At 70.5% G+C, this 18,699-nt stretch carries 16 protein-coding genes; 9 read left to right on the top strand and 7 right to left on the bottom strand.

Going from position 1 to position 18,699, the window contains the following annotated elements; genetic code table 11:
- Positions 1-27: 27 nt before the first annotated feature.
- A complete protein-coding gene (ychF, locus tag ACZ6JE_RS00690; RefSeq protein ID WP_320477028.1) occupies positions 28-1,101 on the bottom strand; it encodes a redox-regulated ATPase YchF in 1,074 nt (357 codons plus the stop codon).
- Positions 1,102-1,220: 119 nt separating this feature from the next.
- Here ychF and ACZ6JE_RS00685 point away from each other — a divergent pair, with 119 nt between their 5' ends.
- The gene (locus tag ACZ6JE_RS00685; RefSeq protein WP_464317933.1) at positions 1,221-1,853 is read left to right on the top strand and encodes an exonuclease domain-containing protein; all 633 of its coding nucleotides are present in this window, start codon (positions 1,221-1,223) and stop codon (positions 1,851-1,853) included.
- 73 nt (positions 1,854-1,926) lie between these two features.
- Complete coding sequence (locus tag ACZ6JE_RS00680; protein WP_464317932.1) at positions 1,927-3,213, top strand: DNA recombination protein RmuC; 1,287 nt, start codon at positions 1,927-1,929, stop codon at positions 3,211-3,213.
- Positions 3,214-3,222: 9 nt separating this feature from the next.
- Here the strand turns inward: ACZ6JE_RS00680 and glpX are convergent, their stop codons facing one another.
- Entirely contained in the window at positions 3,223-4,221 is a 999-nt protein-coding gene (gene glpX, locus ACZ6JE_RS00675; protein WP_192059641.1) for a class II fructose-bisphosphatase, read from the bottom strand.
- A gap of 92 nt (positions 4,222-4,313) precedes the next feature.
- On the opposite strand from glpX, the gene ACZ6JE_RS00670 reads away from it, so the two are divergent.
- Both ACZ6JE_RS00670 and fbaA read left to right on the top strand, forming a co-directional pair.
- Positions 4,314-7,658 carry an SdrD B-like domain-containing protein gene (locus ACZ6JE_RS00670; RefSeq protein WP_464317931.1) on the top strand — a complete coding sequence of 1,115 codons (3,345 nt, stop codon included), beginning with the start codon at positions 4,314-4,316 and terminating at the stop codon, positions 7,656-7,658.
- A gap of 75 nt (positions 7,659-7,733) precedes the next feature.
- On the top strand, positions 7,734-8,762 hold the full coding sequence (gene fbaA, locus ACZ6JE_RS00665; protein ID WP_192059636.1) for a class II fructose-bisphosphate aldolase: 1,029 nt from the start codon (positions 7,734-7,736) through the stop codon (positions 8,760-8,762).
- Positions 8,763-8,847: 85 nt separating this feature from the next.
- Here the strand turns inward: fbaA and ACZ6JE_RS00660 are convergent, their stop codons facing one another.
- Positions 8,848-9,468, bottom strand: coding sequence for a DUF6264 family protein (locus tag ACZ6JE_RS00660; RefSeq protein WP_464317930.1), 621 nt, complete (start codon positions 9,466-9,468; stop codon positions 8,848-8,850).
- Positions 9,465-10,478, bottom strand: coding sequence for a 4-hydroxy-3-methylbut-2-enyl diphosphate reductase (locus ACZ6JE_RS00655; protein WP_243213878.1), 1,014 nt, complete (start codon positions 10,476-10,478; stop codon positions 9,465-9,467). Before ACZ6JE_RS00655 ends, ACZ6JE_RS00660 begins: the two co-directional genes overlap by 4 nt.
- A 188-nt stretch (positions 10,479-10,666) precedes the next feature.
- On the opposite strand from ACZ6JE_RS00655, the gene xseA reads away from it, so the two are divergent.
- From xseA to ACZ6JE_RS00630, 5 genes are all read left to right on the top strand, one after another.
- On the top strand, positions 10,667-11,980 hold the full coding sequence (gene xseA / locus ACZ6JE_RS00650) for an exodeoxyribonuclease VII large subunit (RefSeq protein ID WP_464317929.1): 1,314 nt from the start codon (positions 10,667-10,669) through the stop codon (positions 11,978-11,980).
- 103 nt (positions 11,981-12,083) lie between these two features.
- Positions 12,084-12,281: an exodeoxyribonuclease VII small subunit gene (locus tag ACZ6JE_RS00645; RefSeq protein WP_243213879.1), complete on the top strand. Its 198-nt coding sequence runs from the start codon at positions 12,084-12,086 to the stop codon at positions 12,279-12,281.
- Complete coding sequence (locus tag ACZ6JE_RS00640) at positions 12,278-12,952, top strand: DUF4245 domain-containing protein (protein ID WP_464317928.1); 675 nt, start codon at positions 12,278-12,280, stop codon at positions 12,950-12,952. Before ACZ6JE_RS00645 ends, ACZ6JE_RS00640 begins: the two co-directional genes overlap by 4 nt.
- Positions 12,953-12,954: 2 nt before the next feature.
- Positions 12,955-13,605, top strand: coding sequence for a carbonic anhydrase (locus tag ACZ6JE_RS00635; RefSeq protein WP_197981787.1), 651 nt, complete (start codon positions 12,955-12,957; stop codon positions 13,603-13,605).
- Positions 13,606-13,674: 69 nt separating this feature from the next.
- Positions 13,675-15,069, top strand: coding sequence for a class II fumarate hydratase (locus ACZ6JE_RS00630; RefSeq protein ID WP_464317927.1), 1,395 nt, complete (start codon positions 13,675-13,677; stop codon positions 15,067-15,069).
- A gap of 137 nt (positions 15,070-15,206) precedes the next feature.
- Here the strand turns inward: ACZ6JE_RS00630 and ACZ6JE_RS00625 are convergent, their stop codons facing one another.
- The 3 genes from ACZ6JE_RS00625 to ACZ6JE_RS00615 all read right to left on the bottom strand — a co-directional run bounded on the left by ACZ6JE_RS00625 (position 15,207) and on the right by ACZ6JE_RS00615 (position 18,544).
- A complete protein-coding gene (locus ACZ6JE_RS00625) occupies positions 15,207-15,779 on the bottom strand; it encodes a prepilin peptidase (RefSeq protein WP_464317926.1) in 573 nt (190 codons plus the stop codon).
- Positions 15,779-16,900: a hypothetical protein gene (locus ACZ6JE_RS00620; protein WP_464317925.1), complete on the bottom strand. Its 1,122-nt coding sequence runs from the start codon at positions 16,898-16,900 to the stop codon at positions 15,779-15,781. The genes ACZ6JE_RS00625 and ACZ6JE_RS00620 overlap by 1 nt, the downstream gene beginning before the upstream one ends.
- Before the next feature lie 348 nt (positions 16,901-17,248).
- A complete protein-coding gene (locus tag ACZ6JE_RS00615) occupies positions 17,249-18,544 on the bottom strand; it encodes a PhoH family protein (RefSeq protein WP_464318171.1) in 1,296 nt (431 codons plus the stop codon).
- Positions 18,545-18,699 lie beyond the last annotated feature (155 nt).

Raw genomic sequence — 18,699 nt, 5'->3', positions numbered from 1 at the left:
CAATCCGACAAGCGAGCTGTTGGTGAATCAGTTGTTGAAGCGGAACTCCACCACGTCGCCGTCCTGCATGACGTACTCCTTGCCCTCGATGCGGGCCTTGCCGGCCGAGCGCGCCTCCGCGATGGAGCCGGTCTCGACGAGGTCGTCGTACGAGATGACCTCGGCCTTGATGAAGCCCTTCTCGAAGTCGGTGTGGATCACGCCGGCGGCCTGCGGGGCCTTCCAGCCCTTGCCGATCGTCCAGGCGCGAGTCTCCTTCGGGCCGGCCGTCAGGTAGGTCTGCAGCCCCAGCGTCTCGAACCCGATGCGGGCGAGCTGGTCGAGACCCGATTCGTCTTGCCCGAGCGACGCGAGCAGCTCGGCCGCGTCATCGTCGTCCAGGCCGATCAGCTCGGATTCGACCTGTGCGTCGAGGAAGATCGCCTCCGCCGGAGACACGAGCGCCTGCAGCTCGGCCTTGCGGGCCTCGTCGGTCAAGACGGCCTCGTCGACGTTGAAGACGTAGATGAAGGGCTTGGCGGTGAGCAGCCCCAGCTCGCGGATCGGCTCGAGGTCGATGCTCGTCGACGACAGCGCCTCGCCGCGCTGCAGGGCGTCGCGGGCGGCCACGGCGGTCTCGTGCACGATCGGCTCGACGCGCTTGAGGCGGAGCTCCTTCTCGTAGCGCACGAGCGCCTTCTCGACGGTCTCGAGGTCGGCCAGGATCAGCTCGGTGTTGATCGTGCCCATGTCGCTCTCGGGGTCGACCTTGCCGTCGACGTGCACGACGTCGGGGTCGTCGAAGCCGCGCACGACCTCGGCGATGGCGTCGGCCTCGCGGATGTTCGCCAGGAACTTGTTGCCGAGCCCCTCGCCCTCGCTCGCGCCCTTGACGATGCCGGCGATGTCGACGAACGACACCGGCGCGGGCAGGATCTTCTCGCTGCCGAAGACGCCGGCGAGCACCTTGAGGCGCGGGTCGGGCAGGTTGACGATGCCGACGTTCGGCTCGATGGTCGCGAACGGGTAGTTCGCCGCCAGCACCTGGTTCTTGGTCAGGGCGTTGAACAGGGTGGACTTGCCGACATTGGGCAGTCCGACGATCGCGATAGTGAGAGCCACGAGGGTCAAGCGTACCGGCCATGCCGTGTCACCGGGGCGGGGCGGACCCGAGGAGGCGCAGCTCGCCCTCCGACCGGTCCTGTGGAGGGACTGTCGGAGGCGCGTGAGACCATGACCCAATGCCCATCGACTTCACCGCGATCGACTTCGAGACCGCGAACTCGAGCAGCGCCAGCGCCTGCTCCGTCGGCCTCGTCAAGGTCCGCGACGGCGTCGTCGTCGACAAGGCGGGCTGGTTGATCCAGCCGCCCGCGGGGCACGACGAGTTCTCCGAGTGGAACACGCGCATCCACGGGATCGTCGCCTCCGACGTCGTCGGCGCGTTCGGCTGGGCCGAGCAGTTCGACCTGATCGCCGACTTCGCCGGCGACGACGTCTTCGTCGCTCACAACGCCGGCTTCGACATGGGCGTCATCAAGGCCGCCTGCGCCGCGACCGGGCTCACTCCCCCGGCGTGGTCGTATCTCTGCAGCCTCCAGGTCGCCCGCAAGACGTACACGCTCGACTCGTACCGCCTCCCCCTCGCGGCCGCGGCTGCCGGATTCACCGGCTTCTCGCACCACGACGCGCTGGCCGACGCCGAGGCCTGCGCGGCGATCGTCACGCACGCATCGGCGTTCCACGGCGCCGACGACCTCGTCGAGCTCGCGTCGCTCGCCGCCGTCAAGGTGAAGGTGCTGAAGCCGGCAGCTCTGCCCGAGCCCGAGGGCGCCGAGCCGACCAGGCGGCGACTCAAGGTCTTCTTCAGCTGACCCTCTGAGCCACTACCCTCCGAGTCACGCTCGTCAGCGAGCGATGTCGGTGGCCGCTGCCACACTGCTCGACATGGTCTCCTCGCTCGTCGCCTTCCTCCTCGCTCTCGTCGCCCTCGTCGTCGGGGCCCTCGTCGGCGCTCTGGCCGGCCGCTCCCGCAGCGCCGCGACCGCCGCGCAGCTGGCCGCCGACGCCGCAGCGGCGCGGGCGACCGCCGAGTCGTACCAAGAGCGGCTCCACGAGCAAGACCAGCAGTACCGTCGGCAGATCGCGGGGCAGGAGGCACGGCTCGCCGAATTCCAAGACCGTCTCCGAGACATCCGCATCACCGAGGCCGAGCGCACCCGCTCCGAGGGGCACGTTCTGACCGCCCTCAGCCCGGTCGCGCAGAGTCTCGCCGCCGTGCAGCAGAAGGTCGCCGAGCTCGAAGAGCAGCGCACCCACCAGTACGGCGCGCTCAGCGAGCAGCTGCGCAGCGCGGCGGAGTCCGAAGAGCGCCTGCGAAGCACCGCCGAGAGTCTCGCGTCGGCGCTCAAGTCGAACAGCACCCGAGGGGTCTGGGGCGAGACCCAGCTGCGCAACGTGGTGCAGGCCGCCGGCCTGGTCGAGCGCGTCGACTTCGACGTCCAGACGAGCATCCACTCCGACGCGGGCACGGGACGCCCCGACATGGTGGTGCACCTGCCGGGGGGCAAGAACATCGCCGTCGACGCCAAGGTGCCGTTCACCTCGTACCTCGAGGCCAGTGCCATCCCCGCGACGGCCGGCGGCGAAGAAGGGGCCCGACGCGAGGCCCTGCTCAACCAGCACGTCAAGGCGCTGCGCGCCCACGTCGACGCCCTCGCCTCGAAGAGCTACTGGTCGGGGCTCGAGTCGTCACCCGAGCTGGTCATCGCCTTCATCCCGAGCGAGTCCCTCGTCGCCTCGGCGCTCGAGGCCGACCCCTCGATCATGGATTACGCGTTCCAGAAGCGGGTGGCGCTGGCGTCCCCCGTCACCCTCTGGTCGGTGCTGAAGACCATCGCCTTCAGCTGGCAGCAGGACGTCGTTACCGCCGAGGCCAAGACGCTCTTCGATCTCAGCAGAGAGCTGTACGGCCGCCTATCGACGATGGCCGGTCACGTCGACAAGCTCGGCAGATCGCTCCGCGGGTCGGTCTCCGACTACAACCGCTTCGTCGGCTCGCTAGAACGCACCGTCCTGCCGTCCGCCCGTCGCCTCAGCATGCTCGACGAGACGAAGGTGCTCGCCGCACCGACGCCCATCGAAGAGACCCCGCGCGACCTCACGGCCGCCGAACTGACGTCCGCCCTCGACGCCGATCGAGAACGATACGGCGCGAGGGCGGACGACGAATAGCCTGAGGGGCTAGGCGGTCTCTCCGTACCACTTCGAGACGAGGTGGTCGGCCTCGACGCGGCGGATCGTGCCCGAGTGCGAGCGCAGCACGATGCTCGAGGTGCGGATCATGCCCTGCTTGCGCGTGACACCGGCGACCAGCGCGCCGTCGGTGACACCGGTGGCGACGAAGTAGGCGTTGTCGCCGGTCACGAGGTCGTCCTGGTCGAGCACGCGGTCGAGGTCGTGACCGGCGTCGATGGCCTTCTGGCGCTCGGCGTCGTCCTTCGGGGCGAGACGCGTGAGGATGAGACCGCCGAGGGCCTTCACGGCGCAGGCCGTGATGATGCCCTCAGGGGTGCCGCCGACGCCGACGCACATGTCGATGCGCGAGTCGGGGCGGGCGGCGTTGATGCCCCCGGCGACGTCGCCGTCGAGCAGCAGACGGGTCGACGCGCCGACGGCGCGGATCTGGGCGATCAGGTCGGCGTGACGGGGGCGGTCGAGCACCGCGATCTGCATGTCCTCGACGGCGATGCCCTTGGCCGAGGCGAGCGCCACGATGTTCTCGCCGATCGGACGATCGAGATCGATGATGCCGACGCCCTCGGGCCCGGTGACGATCTTGTCCATGTAGAAGACGGCGCTGGGGTCGAACATGCTGCCGCGGTCGCTGACCGCGATGACCGACAGGGCGTTCATGCGACCGGCGGCGGTGAGGCTCGTGCCGTCGATGGGGTCGACGGCGATGTCGCAGGCGGGGCCGAAGCCGTTACCGACGTGCTCGCCGTTGAAGAGCATCGGCGCTTCGTCCTTCTCGCCCTCGCCGATGACGACGACGCCGTCGAAGGCGACGGTGCCGAGGAACTTCCGCATCGCGTCGACGGCGGCCTTGTCGGCGGCGTTCTTGTCGCCCTTGCCGATGAAGGGGGCGGAACGGATCGCGGCCGCTTCGGTCGCCCGGACCAGCTCCATTCCGAGGTTTCGATCGGGGTGCGAGTACAGGGTTCCGGAGGGTGAGTCAGCCATTCCTGAAGCATAGTCCGGCGTCGTCGACGTTCGACAACGTGCGATATGTTTGCAGATCGCATCCAGAACTCGTGTTCCACCGAAAGGCGCCCATGAAGCTCACCTCCCGTCGATCCGCGAGGGTGCTGACCGCCGCCGTGGCCGCGATCGTCGTCATCCTCGGCGACCCGTCCATCGCCACCGCCACGTCCACGCCGAACTCCAACGACGTCGAGATCGCCGTCCGCGTGACGAGCGACGGTCTCGGCCGATTCACGGCGGACGACCGCCCCGGGGGCGACAGCGGCCCCGCGAACGGCATCGTGCGCACGGGTGACGCGGTGGTCTACGGCGTGACCGTGGGCACGACCGAGGGCACGGCGTCGGGTGGCGAGTTCTCCCTCACCGCGCCTCCCGGGCTCGGCTGGTCGCGGCTGCCCGACGACTGCGCCCGCGAGGGGTCCGCCATCGAGGGCGACGTCCTCCGCTGCCGACTGGGCACGCTGACGAGCGGCGCCCGCACGGTGAGCGTGGCCGCCTCGGTCGCCGTCGCCCTCCCTCACGCGACGTCTCTGACGGTCACCGCAGAGGCCCGCGCCGATGCCAACGATCCCGTCCGCGCCGTCGCCCCCTCGCTCGTCGTATCGGCGGCGCCCCGCTACGACGTATCCATGAACCGCGCCCTGCCCACGCTCGCCGAGGCCGTGGGTCCCGACGGCGTCACTCCCGGCTTCCGCCTCGTCTACCCGCTCCTCGTCCACTGGAACGGTCTCGTCGAGGGCGGCGGGCTCCTCGGGGTCGAGCCCCTCGGCGAGCGCATGACCCTCGTCGACGACGTCTCGCGCATGTACGGCGGCGACGCCAGCCCGGCGGTGCTCTCCCCCCTCGACGGCGCTCCGGCCTGCGGCCCGAACACGGGCCAGGTCGAGTCGATGCCGGGCGGCGTCGGCGGCGGGTCGACCAACGTCGTCGACTCGGGCACGATCGTCTGCAGCCAGGCGGCACCGGGCGAACCGGTGTCGATCTCGATCACCGGGGCCGACACCTCGATGTCGTCGCTCCCTACCAAGAACGTGCTCGGCAGCGACATCCTCGGAGGCGCGCTGCCGTACGTCGTGTCGGCCTACGTCTCCCTGTGGGTCCCCGAGCTCACCGAGCAGGGGACGTTCCGGGCGACGAACACCTACCGGGACTTCGTCGCCGACTCCGTGAGCGGTCGAGCCAACTACGACGGGGAGGGCGAGCCCGTCGCGAACAACTCCGTGGCCCGCGACGTCAGCAAGGGCTCAGGTGCCGGCGGCTCGCTGCGCTATCTCGGCATCGACGTCGAGACGGGTGCCTCGTTCAACCTCTCCGGCAAGAACAACCTCCCCTACGTCACGCCGGCACAGCCGGTCATGAGCATGCTCGGAGTCCGCAACTCCGGCACGGCTCCGTGGCAGGAGGCCGTCTCGTGCATCGTCTTCGACAACTCGGTGCAGACGCTGCGCGAGCAGCGCGCCGGCGTCTGGGCGACGTCGACGCTCCCCGCGGTGACGGGCCGACCCGAGTTCGCGGCCTTCGACGGCTCGGACCCCACCACGGCTCGCGACGCGACCTGCGGCGACGACGATCTGGAGTGGCACGCCGATCCGCGATCCGTGCCGGGCGGCGCCGAGTCCGTCGGTGCGGTGCGCTGGACGTACGACCACCCGGGCACCGCCTCCATCAGCTTCGGCGCTCATCTCCGCATCGAGCCGCGCCTCGACGACGAGACGCGCCCGCGCACCTTCGCCGCCATCCGCACATCCCCGACCGCCGGGTGGACGAACGACCGGAGCGACGCCGAGGCCGCCAACGGAGGGTGGGCCGACTTCCTCACGGTGACGAGCAACATGGCCCGCATCCGGAGCGCCGTCGTCGACCCCGGTCACGACGCCGACAGCACACCTGACGAGACGACCTACGTCACCGCCGGCGGGACGACGACCTACGCCCTGTACCCGAGCCTGACGAACGCCTCCCGCGACCGGGTCGACGAGGCCGTCACGGTCGAGGCCCATCTGCCGGCCGGCACGTCGTTCGTGCCGGGGAGCGCCTCCCCGACCCCCGAGGTCGATCGCATCGAGATCGACGGGGTAGTCCGCCAGCGCCTCACCTGGTCGATCGCCCCGGTCACGGTCAACGACACGATCGACCCGCTGACCTTCGACGTCCGCTTCGACAGCGTCCCCGTGGGCGGCGAGGCCCGGCTGGAGGCGGTGGTGGCGTCGACCCGTGACGTCTCGGCGCTCTGGGCCCGAGTCGCCCACCGCACGGTGACCGTCCTCGAGGGCGGCGGCTTCGACGCGGAGGAGACCGTCGACCGGCCCGTCCGCGTGGTCGGCGACGATGCGACCTTCACCCTGTCGTATGTCAACACGGGCACGACCATCCTGCCGAACAGCTCGTTGATCACGATCCTCCCCCACGACGCCGACGGGCGAGGCACCACCGGCGAGCGGGCCGAGCTGGGCGGGCCGCTCTCCTCCGCCGCTCCGACGGATGTGATCCGGTACACGACGACCCCCTCCGACGAGCTCTCGCACGACCCCGTCCACCCGTCCAACCTCGACGGCGGTGAGACGACCTGGTGCCTGGCGGATGACTTCGGGATCGACGACTGCCCGGCCTCGTTCGCGGCGGTCACGGGCGTCCGGGTCGAGAGGAGCGAGCCCATCGCCGCCGGCGCGGAGGTGCATCACGACCTGGTCGTCGACGGCGCATCCGCCGGTCTCGAGACCTGGGCCTCGACCTTCGGCCTCAGGGTCGGCGGCATCGACTGGACCTCGACGTCGACGGTGGCCTCGACACGCGCCGTGGCCGGATCGATCGGCAGCAGGGTCTGGATCGACTCGGATGCCGACGGGGTCCGCGCCGATGACGAACCCGCGGTCGCCGGGCACGCTGTGTCCCTGCGCGGGACGGACGACCGGGGCGACGACGTGACGGCCGAGACCGAGACCGACGCCGAGGGCCGCTACGAGTTCACCGCTCTGCGCCCGGGCGACTACGTCGTCGACTTCGGGGCTGCGCCCCATGGCTGGACACTCCAGCACGTGGGCGACGACGAGTTCGACTCGGACGTCGACGAGCGGGGAGCGGCCGAGACCCGACTCGACGAGATCGTCGTCGACGGCAGTCTGACCGGAGTGACCCGACACGATCGGGTCGATGCGGGGATGCTCCCGGCGCCGGTGAACGGCGGCGACGGGACTCCCCTGCCGCCCGACCGGGGTTCCGCTTCCGGCACCGGTCCCGGCCCCGGCCCCGGTGACTACACGGCGTCACGGACGCCCGGCGACACGGACGCCCCGAGGCTGGCCTTCACGGGTGCGGACGCCGCGGGCCCGGCCCTCGTCGGCGCGGCTCTGGCCCTCGCGGGGCTCGTTCTGCTCGCCCTCCGTCGCCGACGCCCGTCGAGGCACGACCCCCGGTGAGGCCTCCGGGCGTCACCCGATCGTCGCTGACTAGGGTGGTGGCTGCAGCCACCACCCGCAATCGAAGGAGATGCAATGCCCGTCGCAACCCCTGAGCAGTACGCCGAGATGCTCGACAAGGCCAAGACCAAGGGCTTCGCCTACCCGGCCGTGAACGTCTCGTCGTCGCAGACGATCAACTCCGTTCTGCAGGGTCTCACCGAGGCGGGCAGCGACGGCATCATCCAGGTCACGACCGGCGGTGCCGACTACTTCGCCGGGCACACCGTCAAGAACCGCGCGGCCGGGGCGATCGCCTTCGCGAAGTTCGCGACCGAGGTCGCGAAGAACTACCCGATCACCGTGGCCCTCCACACCGACCACTGCCCGAAGGACGCCCTCGACGGCTTCGTGCTGCCGCTCATCGCAGCCAGCGAGGAGGAGGTGCGAGCGGGTCGCAACCCGCTCTTCCAGTCGCACATGTGGGACGGCTCCGCGGTGCCCCTCGACGAGAACATCTCCATCGCCGAAGACATGCTGAAGCGCACCCGGGCGATCAACGCAATCCTCGAGGTCGAGATCGGCGTCGTCGGCGGCGAAGAGGACGGCGTCGAGCACGAGGGCACGAACGACGCCCTCTACACGACGGTCGGCGACGTCACCCGGGTCGTCGAGGCCCTGGGCCTCGGCGAGAACGGCCGGTACATCGCCGCCCTGACCTTCGGCAACGTGCACGGGGTCTACAAGCCGGGCAACGTGAAGCTGCGTCCCGAGCTGCTCGGCGAGATCCAGCAGGGCATCCGCGAGCGCTTCGACACGGCCGAGAAGCCCCTCGAGCTCGTGTTCCACGGCGGATCCGGCTCGTCCGACGCCGAGATCCGCGAGGCCGTCTCGAACGGCGTCGTCAAGATGAACCTCGACACCGACACGCAGTACGCCTTCAGCCGCTCGATCGCCGACACGGTGCTGAAGAACTACGACGGCTTCATCAAGGCCGACGGCGAGGTCGGCAACAAGAAGCAGTACGACCCCCGCGCCTGGGGCAAGGTCGCCGAGTCCGCCATGGCGGCCCGAGTCGTCGAGGCGACCAGGCAGCTCGGCTCGTTCGGTCAGTCGGGGAGCTGACCCGCGCCTCCTCGGCGCTCCTCGCCGTAGACGACGAACGGGCCCGCAGCATGCGCTGCGGGCCCGTTCTCGTCGTGTCAGAGCGTTAGAGCGAGGGGCCCGAACCGTCGAGGATCGACTGGACGAAGGCCGCGTCGCCGAACAGGACGCCGAGCACGAGCACCATCTGCACGATCGACATCAGCACGCCGGCCGACAACGGCACCCAAAAGGTCACCTTGCGGGCGGCGAGTCGACGGATGCTCCACATGAGGGTGATCGCGAAGACCGCCACGGTCAGCACGGCGATGATCACGCCGGAGCGCTGCAGGGCCTCCTGGCCGGTGAAGGCGTCGGTCGAGTAGCCCGCGCCGCTGAGGGCGGAGAGCAGCGTCGACGAGAACGTCGAGGCCATCACCACGTTCGAGATGACGCTGTACAGACCGATGCCCAGCAGGACTAACGTGGCGACCCGGTCGAAGCGGCGGGCTCCCGAGAGATCACCGGCACCGGGACGAGGAGGCGCGCCCCACGCACCGGGGGTCGACGCGTCTCGAGGTCCCGCCTGCGGAGTGGGCGCAGTGCCGTCGCTCCTGCCCGGGGGCGGGGTCTGCGTCTCGACCGGGGCGACGGGGTTGACCCACCCCTCCGGTGCGTACTCGCCGTACCGCGGGCGGGGACGCTCGTCGCGCTGCGCCACGGGCTGCTGCTGACGATCGTCGGTCATCGGGTCCGACCGCCGAGGCCGCGCGCGTCGACCTGACCGCTCGCGTCCTTGCGGAGCTCCTTCGGCAGCGAGAACATGAGGTCCTCCTCGGCCGTGACGACCTCCGCGACGTCGAGGTAGCCGGCGTCGGCGAGATCGTCGAGCACCTCCTTGACGAGGATCTCGGGAACCGAGGCGCCCGAGGTGACGCCGACGGTCTCGACACCGTCGAGCCACTCCTGGCGGATCTCGGACGAGAAGTCGACGCGGTAGGCGGCCTTGGCCCCGTGCTCGAGGGCGACCTCGACCAGACGGACGCTGTTCGAGCTGTTGGCCGACCCGACCACGATCACGAGATCGGCCTCGGGCGCGACCTTCTTGATCGCGACCTGGCGGTTCTGCGTGGCGTAGCAGATGTCGTCGCTCGGAGGGTTCTGGATGGTCGGGAACCGCTCGCGCAGGCGGCGCACGGTCTCCATGGTCTCGTCGACGCTCAGCGTGGTCTGCGAGAGCCACACGAGGTTCTCGGGGTCGTCGATGACGAGGTCGTCGACCTCCTCCGGGTTCTGCACGAGGGTGGTGCGATCGAGCGCATGACCCATCGTGCCCTCGACCTCTTCGTGTCCGGCGTGACCGATGAGGATGATGTGCCGACCCTGGCTGCCGAAGCGCACGGCCTCGCGGTGCACCTTCGTGACGAGCGGGCAGGTGGCGTCGATGGCCTGCAGCTGGCGATCGGCCGCGCCCTGCACGACGGCCGGCGAGACCCCGTGCGCGCTGAAGACGATGTGCGACCCCTCGGGGACCTCGTCGACCTCGTCGACGAAGATCGCGCCCTGGCTCTCGAGCGTCGACACGACGTGGACGTTGTGCACGATCTGCTTGCGCACGTAGACGGGCGAACCGTAGTGCTCCAGCGCCTTCTCGACGGCGATCACCGCTCGGTCCACGCCCGCGCAGTAGCCGCGTGGGGCCGCGAGCAGCACACGCTTGTGTCCAGTGACAGGGGTATCCCTTAGCCTGTTACGCACCGCAGGAACACGCGGTGTCGGCAGGTCGATGGCAAGGGCGCCGTTGGTGATATGGCTCACCAGTCGATTGTAGGTGCGACGACTGGTCGCGTACTGAGAGCGGCGGGTCGAGTCGTGTCGATGCGGCCGATGCCGACCCTGCCCACCCTCACCGAGCATCCTCGACATCGGTCGACGACAGGAGACGAATGACGATCGTGCCCCCGCCGCCCACGGTGGACGCCCCCTGGCCCGTCGGCCTGCTCGCGACCAAGCTGCGCGACTGGATCGACCGACTGGGCACGGCCTGGGTCGAGGGCGAGATCACGCAGTGGAACGTGTCGGGGGGCAACGTCTACGGCAAGCTCCGAGACCTCGAACAAGACGCCACGGTGTCGTTCTCGATCTGGTCGAGCGTCAAGTCGCGGGTGCCCGCCGATCTCAAGCAGGGCGACCGGGTCGTCGCCGCCGTCAAGCCGAACTACTGGGTCAAGGGCGGCTCGCTGACCATGCAGGTGTTCGACATGAGGCACGTCGGGCTCGGCGACCTCCTCGAGCGACTCGAGCGACTCCGGGTCGAGCTCACGGGCGAAGGGCTGTTCGCGCCCGAGCGCAAGAGACGTCTGCCGTTCCTGCCCCAGTGCATCGGGCTCGTCACCGGCAGAGACAGCGACGCCGAGAAGGACGTGCTCCGCAACGCGCAGCTGCGGTGGCCGTCCGTCGAGTTCCGGGTGGTGCATGCCGCGGTGCAGGGCGACCGGATGGTCTCCGAGGTGACCGCGGCCGTGCAGCGGCTCGACGCCGATCCCGAGGTCGACGTCATCATCGTGGCCCGAGGCGGGGGCGACTTCCAGAACCTCCTGGGCTTCAGCGACGAGACGCTCATCAGGGCGGTCGCCGGCTGCACGACCCCCGTCGTCAGCGCCATCGGTCACGAGGCCGACCGTCCGCTGCTCGACGAGGTGGCCGATCTGCGCGCCTCGACGCCCACCGACGCCGCCAAACGGGTCGTGCCCGACGTCACCGAAGAGCTCTCTCGGGTGCAGCAGGCCCGCGCTCGCATCGGGCAGCGGCTGACGGCGCTCGTCGCCACCGAGGTCGACCGGCTCGAGCAGATCCGCAGCCGTCCGGTGCTCGCGTCGCCGCAGACCCTCGTCGACGTCCGAGCCGACGAGATCGTCCGGGCCGTCGCGCGGGGCCGAGAACTCGTCGTCCGGGGCGTCGAGCGGGGCGAGACCCGGGTCGCCGAGCTGACCGCTGGTCTCCGGGCGCTGTCCCCGCAGGGCACGCTCCGCCGCGGGTACGCGATCGTGCAGCTGCCGGGCGGGTCCGTCCTGCACGACCCCTCCGATGCGCCTCGCGACACCGAGCTGCTGCTCACGCTCTCCGGCGGCGGTCTGACGGCGGTCTCGACCGGCGAGTCGAGCGGACCGATCGACGACCACCCCTCCCCAGGAGGCACGGAGCAGTCACGCGCATCGGGCGCCGGTCGCTCTCACCCCGCCTCGCACACCCCTCGTTAGGATCGACATCGTGGACAACGCCCCCTCCGACGCCTCGAACGCGAACAGCTCGTCGCCCGACGTCTCGTCGGCCGACGGCACCGCGGTCGCTCTCCCCGCCGACATCGCCTCCCTCAGCTACGAGCAGGCGCGCGACGAGCTCGTCTCGGTCGTGTCCGAGCTCGAGCAGGGTGCGTCCACGCTCGAGCGGTCCCTCGCACTCTGGGAGCGCGGCGAGGCGCTGGCCCGCCGCTGCGAAGAATGGCTGATGGGTGCTCGTGAGCGCCTCGAGGCCGCCAGACGACAGGCCCCCGCGTCGTGAGCACCCCGAGACGGGGCCGCGGTCGACGCGATCAGGGCCCGCGGATCGTCGCCGAGCTGGGCCGACCCGAGACACCGGCCGAGACGGCCGCGCGCAAGGCCGAGAACACCCGCAAGCACTACGCGAACCAGACGGCGATCAACCTGACGCTGTCGATCGTCGCGTCGCTCGGCATCGTCCTGTTCCTCATCCTGGTCGTCGTGCGCCCCGACGGGACCGTCAACCGACAGGACATCGACTACGCCACCGTGGCCTCCCAGGCTCAGGCCAGTGTCGACGTGCCGCTCGCCGCCCCCGTCCTGCCCGACTCCTGGAGTTCGAACCGGGCCGACATCGACACGTCCACACCCGACGACGTCGACGTCTGGTACATCGGGTTCATCACCCCGGGCGAGCAGTTCATCGCGCTCGAGCAGGGCATCGACGCCAACGACACCTGGCTCGCCGCCGCCGTCGACAACCGCGCCGCGACCTCCGCCCGCCAGATCGACGGCGTCGACTGGACGGTCTACGACCGACGCGACGACGACGACGCCGGCAACTACGCTTATTCGTTGACGACGACCGTCGGCCGCAGCTCGTACGTGCTGCACGGAACGGCCGACGACGCCGACTTCGAGGCCCTGGCGACGGCGCTGGCCGCCGACATCGCCGACGAGACGGACGACTGAACATGACATCGCAGCCCATCACCCAGACTCCCCCGCAGACCCCCGGCGACTCGTGGCGTCGCATGACTGACGGCAACGAGCGCTTCGTGGCCGGTACGCCCGACCACCCGCACCAAGACAGTGACCACCGGTCGAGCCTGGCCGGTGGCCAGAAGCCCGTCGCCGCCCTCTTCGGCTGCGCCGACTCGCGACTGGCCGCCGAGATCATCTTCGACGTCGGTCTCGGCGACCTGTTCGTCGTCCGCAACGCGGGGCAGGTCGTCGGCGACACCGTCATCGCGTCGCTCGAGTACGCCGTCTCCGTGCTCAACGTCCCCCTGATCGTCGTCCTCGGGCACGACAGCTGCGGCGCCGTGGCCACTGCCATCGACTCGCTGACGTCGGAGGCGCCTCCCGGGTCGAGGTTCCTCGGCGGGCTGATCGACATGATCGTCCCCTCCGTCCGGCGGGCCACGATCGATCTCGAACCCGGGGCCGCCCTCGATCCCCGCAGCGTGGGCAAGCTGCACATCGAGGCGTCCGTCCAGTCGCTCGTCGGCTCGTCCGCCCTCATCGCCACCGCCATCGCCGAGGGCCGACTCGCCGTCGTCGGGGCCAACTACGCACTCGCCAACGGCCGCGTCGACCCGTCGGTCGTCGTGGGCCGTCTCTGAGAACCATCCCGGGGCGGCCGCCCCGGGTCGACAGCGCCCCCTGAGGGCCGAAGAAGGGACCACGACGACGTGACCACATCCGAGTACCGCATCGAGCACGACACGATGGGCGAGGTGCGGGTGCCCGCATCGGCCCTGTACCGGGCTCAGACCCAGCGTGCGGTCGAGAACTTCCCGATCTCGGGCACCGGTCTCGAGCCGGCGCAGATCATCGCTCTCGCCCGCATCAAGAGGGCCGCAGCGCTGGTCAACGGCGAGATGGGCATCGTGGCCCCCGCGGTCTCGGCCGCGATCGTCTCCGCCGCCGACGAGGTCATCGGCGGCCGGCACCACGACCAGTTCCCCGTCGACGTCTACCAGACCGGCAGCGGGACCTCGTCGAACATGAACATGAACGAGGTGCTCGCGACGCTCGCGGGCACGGTCGACGGCACCGCGGTCCACCCCAACGACCACGTGAACGCGTCGCAGTCGTCGAACGACGTGTTCCCGACGTCCGTGCACGTGGCCGTCACCGGTGCGCTGCTGCACGACCTCGTCCCGGCGCTGACGCATCTCGCCGAGGCGCTCGAGCGCAAGGCCTCCGCCTGGTCCGACGTGGTCAAGGCGGGGCGCACCCACCTGATGGACGCCACGCCCGTCACCCTCGGGCAGGAGTTCGGCGGCTACGCACGACAGATCCGCCTGGCGATCGAGCGGGTCGAGGCCACGCTGCCCCGCGTGGCGGAGGTCCCCCTCGGCGGCACCGCCACGGGCACGGGCATCAACACGCCGATCGGGTTCCCCCAGCGCGTGATCGCGGCTCTCGCGTCCGACAGCGGGCTCCCCGTCACCGAGGCGCTCGACCACTTCGAGGCCCAGGGTGCGCGCGACGCCCTCGTCGAGGCCTCGGGAGCCCTGCGGGTTCTCGCCGTCAGCCTCACGAAGATCAACAACGACATCCGCTGGATGGGCTCCGGCCCCAACGCCGGGCTGGGCGAGCTGCACATCCCCGATCTGCAGCCCGGATCGTCGATCATGCCGGGCAAGGTGAACCCCGTCATCCCCGAGGCCGTGCTCATGGTCTCCGCCCGAGTGATCGGCAACGACGCCACCATCGCCTGGGCGGGTGCGTCGGGTGCGTTCGAACTCAACGTCGCCATCCCGGTCATGGGCACAGCGCTGCTCGAGTCCATCCGTCTGCTCTCGAACGCCGGTCGAGCTCTCGCCGACAAGACGATCGACGGGCTCGAGGCCAACGTCGAGCACGCGCGGGCCCTCGCCGAATCGTCGCCCTCGATCGTCACGCCGCTCAACCGCGTCATCGGCTACGAGGCCGCGGCCAAGGTCGCCAAGCACGCCGTCGTCCAGAAGATGACGGTGCGCGAGGCCGTCGTCGACCTCGGTTTCGTCGAGCGCGGCGAGGTCACCGAAGACCAGCTCGACAAGGCTCTCGACGTCTTGAGCATGACCCACCCGGGCTGATCCGATCGCCCCTGCAGGAGGCGCGGTGGCGGTCTGACCGGCGCCGCGCCTCCTCGGCTGGTCCGGCCACGGGCCTGGCCCCGCCTCCGCGTCGCGGCCTCCCGTCCGTCGAAGTCGGGTTCCTGTCGTGCAGCCGTTCACAGCAGCGGACCGCCGAACACCGACAGGGCCCAGAACGAAGCCAGCAGGCACGGACCGAACGGGACTCCACGGCTCCGGCTCCCCCTGGCACGCAGCGCGGTCGCGGCGACGACGATCAGGCCGACTACTCCTGCGCCGGCGACGAGCGCCCCCACGGCGATGCCTCCCCACGGAGCGACGATGCCGACGAGCGCCGCACCGAGCTTGACGTCGCCCATGCCGAACGCGCCACCCACGGCGAGCGCGAACGCGACGGCGAACCAGAGTGCGGCCCAGCCGAAGGGGATCGACGCCGAGAGCAGACCGGAGTCGACCCCTCGCAGGGTGCTGCCGACGACGAAGGCGGTTGCGAGCAACCCCACCAGAGGATTCGGTAGACGCCGGACGGCCAGATCGTGACGCACCAGGGCGGGGGTCACCGCCGCCACCGCCAGGAAAGAGATCTGCGCACCGACGTCGGGGGCCACCGTGACCGCGAGTCCGCCGAGCAGCACGACGGCCCCGAGTTCGAGCACGCGATCGGCGGGCGGCATCGGCGTCGGCGTCGGCGTCGTCTCGAGGATCGACATCACGACCGAGTCGCCCGAGACGACCGGGGTGGGGAGTCTGCCCGTGCGACGCCAGCGGTTGAGGCCGACCGTGGCCGGTGAGGTCGAGGAGCCCTCGACGCGCCGACACGCCAGGGCTCGGCACCGAGGCAGGCCTGATGGTGCGAGTCGCGGCATCGCCTCGACGCCGTGCTCACAGCACGCGAACGTCGGATGATCGCGTGGACCGCCTCGACGAGCAGGCCCCGCTCGTCTCGGACCATGCCGTACCCGCAGCGGAGCGCGACCCTCCCCGCGATCGTCACGGTGATGTCCTTGTGCCGGTCGGCGTCGAACGTGTCGGCGTGGAAGGCCCGGCCGTCGAGTTCGAGAGCCACCACCTCGTCGACGACGATGTCGATGCGTCGGGCGTCGCGCGGACCCACGGGGACCTGCACGCGGACGTCATGCCCGAGTGAGACGAAGGTGGCTCTGATCAGGCTCTCGATGAAGCTCTCGCTCCGCCGGTCCGCCCAGTCGACGATCGAGGCGCGATTCTCCGGCAGGTGGGCGAACGCCTCCGCCAACTCGACCCGCGTGAACCGCCCGCTGGCGAGCGCCCAGTCGAGCAGGGCGACCGCCTCGTCGAGCGGGAGGCCGAGGACGGCCGTGACCAGCGCCTCCTCGAGGGGCACCGCCCACGGTGGCGTCGGCCGATCGCGAACAGGGCCGGACGGAAGCACGCGCGGACGCCAGAGGACCGTCGCCCCGTGACGCGCTCGGAGCCGAGAGGCATTCGCCGAGACGGCCACCGTGACGGGCGGCGTCGTCCACAACCACGCATCGTGCAGGGCCAGGAGAGAGGCGCCCGTGAGGCGGCCGCCGATGCGCACCGCCTCGTGCCGGGGGTCGCCGGGAGGGAAGACCGTGTACCAGCCGCGCCGGGCCCGATGCAGCGACCCGAACCGGACACTGGCCGTGAGCAGACGATCGGTGGCGCCGTGCGCCACGAGCTGCCGTTTGTGCGCGACACCACCCAGGTCGGTGACGAGTGCTGCGAGTTGCTCCATGCCGGCAGACTGCTCGATGGCCGGGCCCGGCACCTGGCCAAGGAGAGGCCCCTGGGGACGGATCGGGCCGACGAGCATCTGGGGTGGGATCACGCGCAGCGCCTCGGGTCGACCCCGCGCCGCCCCGCGCCGCGCTGTCGCGCCCGCACCCGGTCGGCAACTCAGGCGCACCCGCCCGTTCCAGTGCCGATCAGACACGATCGTGCGGCACAACCTGAGTTGCCGACCGCGCTGCAGGCAGGATCTAGCCGGCGCGGCGGTGCTCGAATCCCGGCCACGCCGCAAGGCCGCCCCCTGACCTGACCGACCTCGCATCCTCTTCGGTCGGCAACTCAGGCGCACCCGCCCGTTCCCGTGCCGATCAGACACGATCGTGCGGCACAACCTGAGTTGCCGACCGCGCTGCAGTGCCGGAGGCGGCAGGGCCGGAGGCGGCGGGGCCTAGGCCAGGTCGGTGGACTCGAGCATCCGGGTGACCAGCGCGGCGATGGCCGACCGCTCCGACCGCATCAGTGTGACGTGGCCGAACAGCGGGTGCCCCTTGAGCGTCTCGATGACCGAGGCCACGCCGTCGTGCCGCCCCACGCGGAGGTTGTCGCGCTGCGCCACGTCGTGGGTGAGGACGACGCGCGAGTTCTGGCCGATGCGCGACAGCACGGTGAGCAGCACGTTCCGCTCGAGCGACTGAGCCTCGTCGACGATGACGAACGCGTCGTGCAGCGACCGCCCGCGGATGTGGGTCAGGGGAAGCACCTCGAGCAGCCCCCGCTCGACGACCTCGTCGAGCACGTTCTGCGAGACGAGGGCGCCCAGGGTGTCGAAGACCGCCTGCCCCCAGGGGTTCATCTTCTCGCCGGCATCGCCCGGCAGGTATCCGAGATCCTGACCGCCGACCGCGTACAGCGGCCGGAACACCATGATCTTGCGGTGCTGCTGCTTCTCGAGCACGGCTTCGAGCCCGGCGCAGAGCGCGAGGGCCGACTTGCCCGTGCCCGCGCTGCCCCCGAGCGACACGATGCCGACCTCGGGGTCGAGCAGCAGATCGATGGCGAGACGCTGCTCGGCCGAGCGCCCGTTCAGCCCGAACACGTCGCGGTCGCCGCGGACGAGCCGCGCCTCGCCCTGCGACACCACGCGCGCCAGGGCCGAGCCCCGGTCGGAGTGCACGACCACGCCCGTGTTCACGGGGACGTCGGCCAGCGCCCGCGAGCTCAGCCTCTCGGTCTCGTAGAACGCGGCCATCTGCTCGCTCGAGACGTCGATGTCGGTCTGCCCGGTGTAGCCGCTGTCGACGACCTGCTCGGCGCGGTACTCCTCCGCCGCGAGGCCGATCGAGGCCGCCTTGACCCGCAGCGGGAGGTCCTTCGAGACCACGGTCACGGCGAGTCCGTCGTTGGCGAGGTTCGAGGCGACGGCGAGGATGCGCGAGTCGTTGTCGTTCAGCTGCAGGCCCGACGGCAGCACCGACATGTTCGAGTGGTTGAGCTCGACGCGGAACGACCCCCCGTCACCGACCTCGACGGGGAAGTCGAGTCGCTCGTGCTTCAGCCGCAGGTCGTCGAGCAGCCGCAGCGCCTGGCGCGCGAAGTAGCCCAGCTCGGGGTCGTGACGCTTGCCCTCGAGCTCGCTGATCACGACGACGGGCAGCACCACGTCGTGTTCGGCGAAGCGGAGGAGAGCCTGGGGATCCGACAGGAGCACCGACGTGTCGAGCACGTAGGTGCGTTGCGCGACCAAGCCGGATCGCGCCTCCCCGGTGCTCGTCGAGGGGCGGGGCTGTTCGGTCTGGGGGTTGTTGAGCGCGGTCACGACCACTCCATCTCCGAGCGCTGATGCGCTCGGTACCTTCGGCGGAGACGGCCGCGGAGCAGTTGCGAGGCGAACTTTCGTGG

It is taken from the genome of Frigoribacterium sp. AC759, assembly GCF_979256015.1.
Note: the sequence above shows the minus strand (reverse complement) of the source record. Positions and strands in the feature narration are given on the sequence as shown.

Excerpts from the sequence above, each read along its gene's own strand:
- ACZ6JE_RS00685 (WP_464317933.1), top strand. The coding sequence starts at position 1,221 with ATGCCCATCGACTTCACCGCGATCGACTTCGAGACCGCGAACTCGAGC.
- xseA (WP_464317929.1), top strand. The coding sequence starts at position 10,667 with ATGACGATCGTGCCCCCGCCGCCCACGGTGGACGCCCCCTGGCCCGTC.
- ACZ6JE_RS00625 (WP_464317926.1), bottom strand. The coding sequence starts at position 15,779 with ATGTCGATCCTCGAGACGACGCCGACGCCGACGCCGATGCCGCCCGCC.
- ACZ6JE_RS00635 (WP_197981787.1), top strand. The coding sequence starts at position 12,955 with ATGACATCGCAGCCCATCACCCAGACTCCCCCGCAGACCCCCGGCGAC.
- ACZ6JE_RS00680 (WP_464317932.1), top strand. The coding sequence starts at position 1,927 with ATGGTCTCCTCGCTCGTCGCCTTCCTCCTCGCTCTCGTCGCCCTCGTC.
- fbaA (WP_192059636.1), top strand. The coding sequence starts at position 7,734 with ATGCCCGTCGCAACCCCTGAGCAGTACGCCGAGATGCTCGACAAGGCC.
- glpX (WP_192059641.1), bottom strand. The coding sequence starts at position 4,221 with ATGGCTGACTCACCCTCCGGAACCCTGTACTCGCACCCCGATCGAAAC.
- ACZ6JE_RS00660 (WP_464317930.1), bottom strand. The coding sequence starts at position 9,468 with ATGACCGACGATCGTCAGCAGCAGCCCGTGGCGCAGCGCGACGAGCGT.
- ACZ6JE_RS00670 (WP_464317931.1), top strand. The coding sequence starts at position 4,314 with ATGAAGCTCACCTCCCGTCGATCCGCGAGGGTGCTGACCGCCGCCGTG.